12 protein-coding genes are annotated in these 11,646 nt (G+C 72.1%); 8 read left to right on the forward strand and 4 right to left on the reverse strand.

Features of this window, described 5'->3' with window-relative positions; translation table 11 throughout:
• Positions 1-14 precede the first annotated feature (14 nt).
• A complete protein-coding gene (locus AB0C27_RS29770) occupies positions 15-755 on the forward strand; it encodes an FCD domain-containing protein (RefSeq protein ID WP_357850213.1) in 741 nt (246 codons plus the stop codon).
• Positions 756-765: 10 nt separating this feature from the next.
• Positions 766-1,473 (forward strand): cache domain-containing protein, encoded by a 708-nt coding sequence (locus AB0C27_RS29775; RefSeq protein WP_357850216.1) that lies wholly within the window; start codon positions 766-768, stop codon positions 1,471-1,473.
• A gap of 145 nt (positions 1,474-1,618) precedes the next feature.
• On the opposite strand, the gene AB0C27_RS29780 is transcribed toward AB0C27_RS29775, so the two are convergent.
• Both AB0C27_RS29780 and AB0C27_RS29785 read right to left on the reverse strand, forming a co-directional pair.
• Positions 1,619-1,831, reverse strand: coding sequence for a hypothetical protein (locus tag AB0C27_RS29780; RefSeq protein ID WP_357850219.1), 213 nt, complete (start codon positions 1,829-1,831; stop codon positions 1,619-1,621).
• A complete protein-coding gene (locus tag AB0C27_RS29785; protein WP_357850222.1) occupies positions 1,824-2,441 on the reverse strand; it encodes an ATP-binding protein in 618 nt (205 codons plus the stop codon). The genes AB0C27_RS29780 and AB0C27_RS29785 overlap by 8 nt, the downstream gene beginning before the upstream one ends.
• 336 nt (positions 2,442-2,777) lie before the next feature.
• Here AB0C27_RS29785 and AB0C27_RS29790 point away from each other — a divergent pair, with 336 nt between their 5' ends.
• The 3 genes from AB0C27_RS29790 (at position 2,778) to AB0C27_RS29800 (ending at position 4,762) form a co-directional block, all read left to right on the forward strand.
• Positions 2,778-3,725 carry an arginase family protein gene (locus AB0C27_RS29790; RefSeq protein WP_357850225.1) on the forward strand — a complete coding sequence of 316 codons (948 nt, stop codon included), beginning with the start codon at positions 2,778-2,780 and terminating at the stop codon, positions 3,723-3,725.
• A 123-nt stretch (positions 3,726-3,848) separates the two neighbouring features.
• Positions 3,849-4,103, forward strand: coding sequence for a hypothetical protein (locus AB0C27_RS29795; RefSeq protein WP_357850228.1), 255 nt, complete (start codon positions 3,849-3,851; stop codon positions 4,101-4,103).
• A 371-nt stretch (positions 4,104-4,474) separates the two neighbouring features.
• Positions 4,475-4,762, forward strand: a complete 288-nt coding sequence (locus tag AB0C27_RS29800; protein WP_357850231.1) for a hypothetical protein — start codon at positions 4,475-4,477, stop codon at positions 4,760-4,762.
• Between the two features lie 130 nt (positions 4,763-4,892).
• Here the strand turns inward: AB0C27_RS29800 and AB0C27_RS29805 are convergent, their stop codons facing one another.
• A complete protein-coding gene (locus AB0C27_RS29805; RefSeq protein ID WP_357850263.1) occupies positions 4,893-6,047 on the reverse strand; it encodes an FAD-dependent monooxygenase in 1,155 nt (384 codons plus the stop codon).
• Positions 6,048-6,158: 111 nt separating this feature from the next.
• Here AB0C27_RS29805 and AB0C27_RS29810 point away from each other — a divergent pair, with 111 nt between their 5' ends.
• The 3 genes from AB0C27_RS29810 to AB0C27_RS29820 all read left to right on the forward strand — a co-directional run bounded on the left by AB0C27_RS29810 (position 6,159) and on the right by AB0C27_RS29820 (position 8,520).
• The gene (locus AB0C27_RS29810) at positions 6,159-6,785 is read left to right on the forward strand and encodes a TetR/AcrR family transcriptional regulator (RefSeq protein WP_357850234.1); all 627 of its coding nucleotides are present in this window, start codon (positions 6,159-6,161) and stop codon (positions 6,783-6,785) included.
• 170 nt (positions 6,786-6,955) lie between these two features.
• Complete coding sequence (locus tag AB0C27_RS29815) at positions 6,956-7,318, forward strand: hypothetical protein (protein ID WP_357850237.1); 363 nt, start codon at positions 6,956-6,958, stop codon at positions 7,316-7,318.
• On the forward strand, positions 7,315-8,520 hold the full coding sequence (locus AB0C27_RS29820) for an FAD-dependent oxidoreductase (RefSeq protein WP_357850239.1): 1,206 nt from the start codon (positions 7,315-7,317) through the stop codon (positions 8,518-8,520). The genes AB0C27_RS29815 and AB0C27_RS29820 overlap by 4 nt, the downstream gene beginning before the upstream one ends.
• Before the next feature lie 25 nt (positions 8,521-8,545).
• Here the strand turns inward: AB0C27_RS29820 and AB0C27_RS29825 are convergent.
• The coding region (locus AB0C27_RS29825; RefSeq protein ID WP_357850242.1) for a CARDB domain-containing protein at positions 8,546-11,646 on the reverse strand (3,101 nt) is incomplete at its 5' end.

The following is an 11,646-nucleotide window of genomic DNA, read 5'->3' on the forward strand; positions in this document are numbered from 1 at the left end:
ATATGCTGGAGCGCGTGAGTCAGCTTCCCAGGGCGGCCGTCTTCGCCCCGCTCGACGACGGTTCCGGCCGGGTGGAGGTGGTGGTGCGCCGGCTGGCCGAGGCCATCGCGCTCGGCCTCATCGCCGACGGCGACCAGCTCCCCGCCGAGCTGGAGCTGGCCAACGCGCTCAAGGTCTCCACCGTGACGTTGCGCGCGGCGCTGGCCGCCCTGCGCGAGCGCGGCCTGGTCGAGACGCGCAGGGGGCGCGGCGGTGGCACGTTCGTGCTCGCGCCCGCCGACCCGTCCACGGCCCGGCTCCGGCGCCGCCTGCGCGAGCTCAGCACGTCCGAGCTGCGCGAGATCGGCGACTACCGCTGCGCCATCGCCGGCACCGCCGCCCGGCTGGCCGCCCTGCGCGCCTCCGCCGACAACGTCGCCCGCCTGCGCCAGCTCGTCGGCCGCCTCGACGCGGCCGGCTCCGTGGGCGAGCGCCGCAGGGCCGACGGCCGCTTCCACATCGAGGTCGCCGCCGCCGCCCAGTCCGTACGGCTGACCCGCGCCGAGATCGACATCCAGTCCGAGGTGGGCGAGCTGCTCTGGCTCCCGTACGGCGAGGCCGTCGATCCGCGTGACGTCGTGCGCAGCCACACCCGGGTGGTCGACGCCATCGAGGCCCGCGACCCGCTCCTGGCCAGGGCGCTCACCGAGGAACACCTCGACAAGGGGACGGAGCGTCTGATGGAGTTCCATTGGCGGCTCGTCGCATCCGAATGAGGAGGCAACGATGAGCGATCGGCACGTCGACCAGGTGGCCGACCGGGTTCACACGATCGTCGCGGACATCTTCGACTCGCTGGATCGCATCCTCGACAGCGTCGTGGCCTGCTATCGCGCCTCCGGCTCCTTCGCCTGCGCCGACCTGGCCGGGGTCCGGCCCGAGATCTTCGCCTGCCTGAGCCGGGCGCACGACGTGGTCGCGGGGGCCGGCGTCATCGTCGCGCCCGGCGTGCTGGCCGACCGCCGGCGGTGGCTGGAGTGGTGGCAGGCGCCGCCCGAGCAGGATCCGACCTTCCTCGACGTCGACCTCGACCCGGAGAGCCTCGACTTCTACGACTACACGCACGCCGAATGGTTCGCCGTCCCTGAGCACACCCACCGCCGCCACATCGTCGGCCCGTATGTCGACTACGGCGGCACCGACACGTACATGCTGACCTTCACCGCGCCCGCAGAGGTGAACGGCCGCTTCCTCGGCGTGGTGGGCGCCGACGTGCGGGCGGCCACGTTCGAGGCGCTGCTGCTCGGGGTGCTGGCCGCGAGCCCGACCACGATCACGCTGGTGAACGGCGAGGACAGGGTGGTGGCGACCAACTCACCCCGCCTGCCCGCCGGCTCCCTGCTCCCGCAGCCGGCCCCGCACCGGCTCCCGCTGGCCGGCTCACCGTGGAGCATCGTCACGACCACCGGGGACCGCGCGATCAGCTCCCTGTGACCGGGCTCGGCCCGGGTGCGCTCGTCCCCTGGTACAAGGACGCGGCGGGCCGCCCCATCCGCCTGCCATGGCCTTGATACAGGTGTGCCGGCCCCGAGGCTCGGCCCGCACACACCCGGGGCCCGCGTCCCGGCGCCGCGGATTCTCAGCCTGTGGGCTCGGGTTCGGCGGCGCCGGATTCCTCCCCTTCGACGGTTCCGGCCGCTTCCCGGCGTTCCTCCTCGACCTTGCGCTCCGGGTCCGGCGGCGGCTCGACCGGCTCCGACGGGATCGGGCGGGGTGTCCGCCTGATCCGCACGCCGGCGCGCTCGGCGATCGTGTCGCTCTCGCCGTTGACCCGTCCCACGGCTTCAGGCATGTCTTCGGGGGTTACGTCCTGTGCGCTCATGACCCGCACCTGCCCGCAGATCGCCGTCCGAAGCGGCCGCCGCTGTTTCGACGGACGTTTCCGCGACCGTTCCGGCGGCTGTGTTGGTGCCTGTATTAGCGACTGTATTGGCGGCTGTTGTGGCGACCGGGCCGAGGGCTGAGTCGGCGGCCGGATCGGCGCCAGGGTCCGCGGCCGGTTCCGCGTCGGCCGGCAGCCGCATGCTCAGCCGGACGACCGTCCCGCCGGGGCCGGTGGTGAAGCGCACCTCGTCGCTCAGGCGGCGCATCAGCCAGATCCCCCGGCCGCCGGGAGCCGCGCACGGCGGCAGGCTCTCCGCGTCGAGCACGGGGTCGGGGATGCCCGGCCCCGTGTCGCGGACCTCGCACAGCAGCGCGCCGTCCACCCGCCACATGCGCAGCCTGCCTTGCCCGCCACCGTGCTGGACGGCGTTGACCACGCCCTCGTTGACCGCCGCGAGAAAGTCCTCCAGCCGCTCGCCCGCCAGCCCCTGCCCCCGGGCCCGGCCGGAGACGGCATGCCGCGTGGCCTGCAGGCGAGCTCCGTCGAACCCCATGCTGAGCAGGGGAAGGGTCTCCATGATCGCGCCCCTCTGGGAACCGGTTCTCGTAGGACAGGACACTCCTCGCATTGAGAGCCGCCAGGTGCGTCCGGCGATCCGGCCCGTTCGCCGTCGCGGGCGAACGGAGCGTCGTGATCGCCGGCCCCCGCGATCCGCGGCTGCGTGATCCGCGGCCCCCGGCCCGCCGCGTCTGATCCGCCGCAGGGGAATCCGGCACCGCAAGCCCTCGCCGAGCCAGTGTGCGCACACCCGCATGCCCGCACTGTAGGCGGACGCCCCTGGAGCGTCGAGACACAATCCCGGACCGGTGGCGGCCGCCTCGAAAACCGGGCAAATGATCGTTAATATGCGGGAATGACGCGTACGGACGCCATGCCGGTCTCGCCGGTGGGCACGCTGTTCGGAGTTCCCGCCGGTCAGGACCTGTCCGCGAGCAGCCTCGTGGTGATGGGCGTGCCGTTCGACATGGGCTACCACCCCACCCGCATCGGCGCGCGCTCGGGTCCCGCGCACGTGCGGGCGCACTCCGCCCTGGTCGCCGAGCACCTCGACGGGTTCGGCACGAACCTGCTGCGCGAGCTCGGCGTGATCGACGCGGGTGACGTGGACGTACGGCCGGGCGACGTCGGCCAGAGCTTTCCCGCCATCGAGGCCGGGGTGTCGCGGATCCTCGCGGCGGGCGCCGTGCCGCTGACCCTGGGCGGCGACGGAGCGGTCACGTTGCCCCAGCTCCGGGCGCTGAAACGGCATCGGGACGGCTTCGCCGTACTCCACTTCGACGCCCACACCGACGCGTACGACGGCATCTACCCCTACGAGTACAACAACGCCAACACGTTCGTGCACGCCGTGACCGAGGGGCTGATCGACCCGGCGGCGTCGCTGCACGTGGGCATGCGTGACACCGACCACCGGGGGCGTCCCGGGATCGTCGGCGTGGCCAGGGACCTCGGCTACGAGGTCGTCACCATGGACGAGTTCACCGCCATGGGCGTGCCCGCGCTGGTCCAGCGGATCCGGGCCAGGTTCGCCGGCGTTCCCGTCTACCTCTGCTGGGACATGGACGTCTTCGACCCGTCCGCGGCGCCCGGCGTGGTCACCCCCTCCTGGGGCGGGATCACGGTGCGGGAGGGGCTGAGCATCCTGCGCGGGCTGCGCGGGCTCGACTTCGCCGCCTTCGACGTCAACACCGTGAGCCCGCCGCACGACCATGCGGGCCTGACCGGCAGTCTCGCCGCGCAGGTCGCGATGGAGTGCGTGTTCCTCCTCGACGCCTGCCGCCCCGCCGGGCAGCCGGGCTGAGCGGGCCGCTTCCGGCGGCGGAGGCGGTGACCGCGAGCAGAAGGCTCAGAAGCCCCGTGGGCGCGGGTGCCTGTCTACCGTGGGCAGAACGGGAGATTTCCAGACTCACGGGGGTGAAGTCTTGTGACGTTCTCAACCATCGTGGCAGCCGTATTCATGATCGCGATCGCGCTCATCGTCGTACGGTCGGTGTGGTCGCTGCTCAGCGGCTCGCCGGCCCTGCGCAGAGGCTCCGGCAACCCCGGTATTCCACGCTACGGATCAGGGATGCCCGGCTCCTACCACAGCCACAGCAGTGACAGCGGCGACGGGGGTGGCGGCTGGGGCGGCGACGGGGGTGGCGGAGGCTGCGGGGGTGGCGGCGGCGGGGGCGACTGACGGCCCTGGATAGTGGCGCGCGATCGGGACCGGTCCCCGTGCGGATGCGGTTGAGTGCCCGTATGGACCGCTCGCGCCCGCTGGCCCGCGTTCTGCTCGGTACGGCCACCGCCGTCGCGCTCGTGTCGTGCTCCGCGCAGGAGCCGGCACCCGGCGACGCCGCCGCGTCCCGTGCGCCCGCCACCGCTTCCCCCACGTCCTCCGGCGGTTCCCCCGCCACAGCACCCGCCACCTCACCCGCCGCGTCCAGCACGCCCTCCACCACCGCGTCCGCTACCCCGTCGGCAACCCCGTCGCCCCGCCGGAAGCTGCCCGATGCGGCCGACGGCGGCAATCGACGTTCGTGCGCGGACGGCAGGTGCGAGATCCGGGTGAAACGCAAGGCCCAGATCCCGCTGCCGGCGCGCTACGGCATCGGCCCGATCCAGGTGACCGGCGTCAGTTCCCGCACGGTGACGATGTTCGCACCGCTGACCAGCTCGAATTTCTCCAAAGGCACCGGCTGCACGGCCTCCATCACGGGGCCGTCGCAAGGCGCACCCGGTTACGTGATCCTGGACTGCTCCGTCGGGATGAAGACGGTCATCAACAAGATGCGCCTGGAGGTGCTCGGCGCAGTCGGCAAGACCGCCGTCATCCGCATCCGCCCCGCGAAGTGACCTCGGACGCCCGCAAGCCGACCGCCGACCGCGAGGCAACCACAAACGGCCGCGAGGCGACCGCCGATGACCGCGAAGTGACCGCAAGTTGATCGCGAGCTGATCGTCAGGGTGACCTCGACGCGGGTGCTCACGCCACGGGCGTCCGTGGGTCCGCCAGGAGGCGCCGGGCCTCGCATCGATGGCCAGCGAGCTGGGCCAGCGCCGCACCCGCCGCGCGCACGATGGCCGCGCGCTGCCCGGCCCCGTGTCGCAGGGCGTGGGCGGTGGCGCCGAGCAGGCCGGGCAGGGCGAGGGTCGCGCGTGGGTCGCGCAGGCGGGAGTAGGTGTCGAGGACGCGGCGCACGCCGTCCTCGTCGCTGGTCAGCGCTCTGAGCAGCTCGAACTGCACGTGGGCCAGGCCGTCGCCGCGCCCGAGCAGGTTCGTCCAGTGGTAGGTGTGCACGCACTGCGCGTCGCGCGTGCGCTCCCACGCGCGGGTGGCCCGGTCGAGCGCGGCGGGGTCGTCCAGTACGCCGGCGACGGCCTCCCCGAGCAGCCGCCCGAACCGTACGGCGTCCCGGATGCCCTGCGCGGTGACCGGGTCCTTGAAGTGCCCGGCGTCGCCGGCCAGCGCCCAGCCGGGGCCCGACGAGCGGCGGAAGTACGACGGGTGCTCGGCCGAGCTGACGATCTTCGTGCCGCGCACGCATCCCGCCAGCCGCTCGGCCAGCCCGGGGACGAGACTTACCGAACGGTCGAACTCCGCCTCCAGGTCCCCTCGGAAGTCCGCCGCCCGCTCGACCGGCGGCATCAGCAGGACCAGCGTCAGCCCCGCGTCGCAGGGAAAGGCGTTGCCCAGTTCGCGGCCGGTCAGCCACATCGCGGCGGTGTCGCGCCACTCCGCGCGCGGGTCCTCGTAGTAGGCGTAGTAGCAGGCCCGCCCGTTGGCGTGGGAGACGCGCGGGCGCTCAGCGCCGGCCAGGCGGGCGACGGTCGAGCGGCGGCCGTCGGCGCCGACGACGAGGCGGGCGCGGATCTCGTACTCCCTGCGCCGGTCGCGGTCCTCGACGCGCACGCCTGCGACGCGGTCGTGCTCCCACAGCAGGCCGGTGACGCGGTGCCCGTGCCTGATCTGCGCCCCGGCCTCGGCGGCGGTCTCGGCCAGTGCCGCGTCCAGCGGGGCGCGCCGGACGCAGAGGCCGTGGCCGATCCCGTCGACCGGGGTGCACGAGCCGGCCCGCCCTGGCGAGGGTGGCGGCCGTGGCCGACCCCGCGCAGCGCGCCCCGGCGACGACGACGTCAGCCTGCTCGGTCATCAGACCTCCCACCGGCGCTAACCGACTCATGTGTCGGTTAAGAAAGACGGTAAGCGGCCGGGGCCGCCGCGTCAACGCCGGACGGTAGGGTGCTCGGCATGGCCACCAAGGAGCCGAGGAAGCGCATGCCGGGCTCGGCCCGCCGGAGCCGGATCGTCGAGGCGGCCCTGGAGGTCTTCGCCGCGCGCGGCTACCACGCCACGGCGATGGAGGAGATCGCGGTCGCGGCAGGGGTGACGCGGTCGGTGCTCTACGACCACTTCCCGTCCAAGCGGGTGCTGCTCATCACGGTGCTCCAGGAGCAGAACGCCCGGCTGGTCGAGCACGTCGGCGGCCGGATCACCGGCTCGGGCTCGCCGGAGCGGCGGCTGCGCGCCACGCTCGACGCGTACTTCAGCTTCACCGAGGCCAACCCGGGCGCGCGCCGGCTGCTGTTCGACCACACCGACGAGGACGACCCCGAGATCAAGGCCGTGCGCTGGGGCATCAGGGAGACCCGCACCCGCTCGGTGGCCGCGATGCTCGGGCCCGACCTGCGCCGCCTGGGGCTCGATCCCGAGACCGAGGCCGCGCAGGCGGTGGTCGAGCTGCTGATCTCGGGCACCGACGGCCTGGCCCAGTGGTGGGCCAGGCACCCGTCGATGTCGCGTGACCGGCTCGTCGAGGCCGCCATGCTGGTGCTGTGGAACGGGCTGTCCACGCTGCCGGAGTCCGGCGCCCGCTGAGCCCGCGCACGTTCGCGTATTGACAGAAGTGAGGCATGCCTTCATCGTTCGGCCTAACTGAACCAACAGCAGTGTTGGTTAGGCAGGAGGTTCGCCGTGGACCAGCGAGAGAACGGGATCGGGCGCAGGGGCTTCGTCACGGGTGCGATCGCCACGGCGGCCGGCTCCCTGTGGGGCGCCACACCGGCCGAGGCGGCGAGCGGCCGCAAGGCGCCGTCGCTCGCGAGGGCGGCGGGCAGGACCTGCCCGGCGAGCACGGCTTCCGCTTCTTCCCCGGCTTCTACCAGAACCTGCCCGACACCATGAGCCGCATCCCGGCCGGCACCGGCACCGTACGCGACAACCTGGTCCCGGCGAGCTTGGAGGTGATCGCGTACAAGGGGAAGGAGTTACGCGTCCCGGTGCCGGGCAGCATCGGCGGGACCCTCACCCCCGAGGCGATCAGGGACTACCTGCGCAGCGCCGTCACCGCCGTCAGCACGGTCCCGCTGCGCAGATCGAGTTCTCCGTCGCCAAACTGGTCACCTTCGTGACGAGCGGGCCGCGCCGGCGGCTCGGCCAGTGGGAGAACATGGGCTTCGCCGACTTCATCAAGGCCAGCTCCATGTCGCAGGAATACCGCGAGCTGCTCGTGCACCTGTTCACCGCGTCCCTGGTGGCGGCCCAGCCGGACAAGGCCAACACCCGCACGATGGGGCTGATGTTCGAGGCGCTCGTCTACAGCGCGCTCGGCCTCGGCCCGTACGGGCCGCCCGACCAGGTGCTCAACGGCCCCTCCAACGACGTGTGGATCACGCCCTGGATCGACCACCTGACCGGCCTCGGGGTGCGGTTCGAGGTCGGCTGGACCGCGACCGGCTTCGACTACTCCGGCGGCCGGATCACCGGCGTACGGCTGACCGATCCCAGCGGCGCCACCGGCACGGTGAGCGCCGACCACTACGTGGCCGCGCTCCCGGTCGAGCGGCTGCGGCCGCTGCTGACGCCCGCGATGAAGTCCGCCGATCCCGCGCTGGCCCGGCTGGACCGGCTGGAGACGGACTGGATGAACGGGGTCATGATCTATCTGAAGGAGCCCCGTCCGATCGCGAACGGTCACCTCATCTATGCGGCCACCCCGTGGGCGCTCACCTCGATCAGCCAGGCCCAGTTCTGGACCGGGGACTTCGCGGCGCGCTACGGCGACGGCACCGTCACCGACTGCCTGTCGCTCGACCTGTCGGACTGGAACACGCCGGGCATCCTGTTCGGCAAGACGGCCAAGCAGTGCACCCGGCCGCAGATCGTGCAGGAGGTGCTGGCCCAGGTGCGTTCGGCGCTGCCCGGCGGCGCGGCGCTGCTGCCCGACTCGATCGTACGGTCCTGGTTCGTCGACCCGGCGATCACCGGCGAGGGTACGCCGGCGGTGGCCAACGACGAGCCGCTGCTGATCAACACGCCCTCCTCCTGGGCGGACCGGCCGGGCGCCACCACCGCCATCCCCAACCTCTTCCTGGCCGCCGACTACGTCCGCAACAGCATCAACCTGGCCACGGTGGAGGGCGCGAACGAGGCCGGGCGCATGGCGGCCAACGCCGTTCTGGACGCCTCCGGCTCCTCCGCCGCCCGGGCCCGGCTGTTCAGCCTGTACGTGCCGCGCGAGTTCGAGCTGCTGCACGACACCGACGACGCGCGCTACCTGCTGGGCCTGCAGAACAGGTTCGACCTGTTCGACCCGTACTGGCCGGGGCGGTGACGGCCCGCCCCGGCCCTGGGGTGCGCTATCCGCCCGTGATCACGAAGCCGGTGCCCGGTTCCCTGACGATGTCGCCGGTCGCCGAGTTCGTGATGGTGACGCCGCTCAGGGTCGCGCTGCCCCGGGCACCGCCGTGGGCCAGGATGCCCGCGCCGTTGTTGGACTTGTCGATGCGGACGTTCGTGATGGCGACGCCGGGCATGTTGCCACCGCCCGCCTTGAACTGGATGCCGTCATAGGTCGAGTCGGAGATTTCGGTGTCGCGGATGGTCACGCCGGTGATGTCGCGATTCTGGGCGAACAGGGTGATGGCGCCGAACTTCTGCGCCTCGCCCCAGAAGACGCCGCCGCAGCGGTACAGCGCGTTGCCGGCGATCAGCGTCTGGCCGGAGAAGGGCAGCGGGTTGTGGTCGGTGGCGAGCATGATGCCGGGGTAGTTCATGGTGTCGTACACCAGATTGTTCTCGATCTTGTTGCCGTAGCCGCCGTAGATCGCGATGCCGTTGGCCCGCCACGGGAGCTGGACGGTGTTGTTGACGAACGTGTTGTCGTGGGCGATGTCCACCGACGGGTCCTTGACGAACGGGTTGGCCCAGACGGCCAGCGAGTCGTCCCCGGTGGTGCGGAAGCTGGAGTTGAACACGCGCGAGTTCCGCGTCCCGTTGCTGAAGTTGATGCCGTCGGCGTAGGTGTCGCGGATGCGCATGCCGCTGAACTGCAGCCCGTCGGCCGGCCCCCACAGCTCGGGGATGTTGTCGTAGTCGCGGCCGCCCCAGACGCCCACGTTGGCGTGCTCGATCCAGACATTGCTGATCTTCGTGTTCCGGCCGAAGCGGCCGTTCAGCCCGACGCCGCCCTCGGCGCCGCCGGGGCCGCCGCGGATCCGGCCGGAGCCGAAGATGGCCACGTCGGAGATCTGCACGTTGTCGTCGATGTCGAAGCCGAAGTTGCCCTCGTGCGGATGGTTGATGCCGCCCGTGGCCAGGTGCGGCTCGGTCAGGGTGTAGAACTGCGAGTGCCACATGCCCGCGCCGCGGATCGTCACGTTCCTGATGCCGACCTGGTTGTACTGGCCGCGGTTCAGCGGGTCGTCGGTGAGGATCTTCTTCTCCTGCCGCCACTGACCCGGCGGGATCCACACGCAGGCGATGACGCCGTTCTGGTCGTCGGTGACGGCCCGCTGGATCGCGTCCGTGTCGTCCCCGCCGTCGTCGGGGACGGCGCCGTAGTCGGTGATGGAGGTGCACTCAGCCGGCTTGCCCGCCGCGGGCGCGACCTGCTCCAGGTCGATCAGGTCGATGATGTAAAACGCGGCGTCGTCGCCGGCGTCGCGCTGGAGGCGGAACTTGGTGCCGGCCGGGTACGAGCGCGACAGCAGCGCGTGCGACTCGTCGAACAGCCTGCGCGCGTCGGCCTGCGGGGTGTTGGTCAGCGCCTCCGGGTCGTCGCTGGTGCCGTACAGCCAGCTGTGCTTGGAGGAGAGGGTGAGTTTCCGTACGAAGGCGCCGTCGGCGTACAGGCTGATCGTGGCCTCCATGCCGCCGCCGCCCGGCGCGTCCGGGATGGAGTTGCGCACCACGATCGAGTTGGCCTGGTTCACGGAGGTGAACTCGACGTACTGGCCGGTCGAGTTCAGCCGGACCGACTTGCGGCCGGAGGACTCGGTGGCGAAGTTGGTGTGCCCGAACGTGCGCAGCGGGTCCGACTGCAGCAGGGTGCCCTGGTAGGAGGCCGCTTCCGCCTCGTACTCGACGTACGGCAGCGAGGCGCCGCGGCCGACGGTGATCGGCTGCGAGAACGTGTTGTTGCCCTCGTCGGTCTCGGCCACGACACCGGTCGCGTCCGCGGTGGCGACGGCGGTGGCGCCACCGCTGGTGGCGGTCCAGCCGCCGCTCACGGCCACGTTCGCCGTCGCGCCCGCGGCGATGGGCGAGGTCTGGGTGTCGAGCGTGATGCCCCCGATCGCGACCCGGGTGACCGTGGTGGCGCCGGTCGTGGTGGTGCCGCGGTTCCTGACGGCCACGGTGAAGGTGACGCGGGTGCCGGCGGCGGGGTTCGGCGGCGTGGCGGTCAGGCCGAGGATCTGCAGGTCGGGGCCAGGCGCGTCGGCGACGACCAGGGGTGATGGCGCGGTGTGACCGTTGTTGGCCTCGTTCTGCTCGGGGACCGCGTTCTGCTCGTCCACCCTGGCTTCGAGCTGGTACGTGCCCGCGCTCCTGGTCCCGATGTTCGCCGACACGGTCGTGGCGGCTCCGGCGGCCAGCGCCGCGACGTCGGCGGTGCCGACCTTGGCGCCTGCGGCGTAGAAGGCGAGCGAGGTGGCGGCGGAGGCGGCGGTGCCGGCGTTCCTGACCGTGCCCGACAGCGTGATCGCGGTCGTCGCGGTCGGCGCGGCGGGCGTCCAGCTGAGCGCCGTCACCGTGAGGTCGGGGTTGGGTGCCGGGGTGCCGAAGATCTGGAACTCGGCGACCTGGCCGCCTGGGGCGCCGGTGTTGGCGGTGAACTGCAGGCGGACGTCGGCGGCGGTGGCGGTGAGCGGGATGGTGACGGTGTTGCCGGTGGCGGGGTCGAAGGTGTAGGTGGCGCTGGGGACGAGGGTGGTGAAGGTGGTGGCGTTCTGGGTGCGGCCGAGGACTTGGAGGGTCTGGGTGCGGCGGGCCCAGGCGGGGTCGGGGTTGAGTTTGAGGGTGAGGGAGGTGAGGGTGGCGTCGGCGCCGAGGGGGGCGGTCAGGGTGGCGGGGTAGGCGGCGCTTTCCCAGTAGGTCTGGGGGTTGTCGTCGTTGGCGTTGGCGGCGACGTAGGTGTGGGTGTGGGAGGACTCGGTGAGGGTTTTGCCGAGGGCGAGGTTGGTGGCGTCGCCGGGGGTGTCGGGGGCGGGGCCCCAGAGTTCGGCTTCGGCGAGCTGGGCGGCGGGCCAGCCGGTGTTGGCGGTGATCTGGATGCGGACGTATCGGGTGGTGGTGGCGGGGATGGTGAGGGTGGCGGTGGGGTTGAAGGTGTGGGTGGCGGAGGGGAGCAGGGTGGTGAAGGTGGTGCCGTTGGTGCTGCCTTGGACGGTCAGGGTCTGGGTGCGGGTGGGCCAGCCGGTGGGCAGTTTGAGTACGGCGCGGTTGACGGTCGCGGTGG

Source organism: Nonomuraea sp. NPDC048882 (assembly GCF_040649755.1).
Classification (GTDB): Bacteria; Actinomycetota; Actinomycetes; order Streptosporangiales; family Streptosporangiaceae; genus Nonomuraea; species Nonomuraea maheshkhaliensis.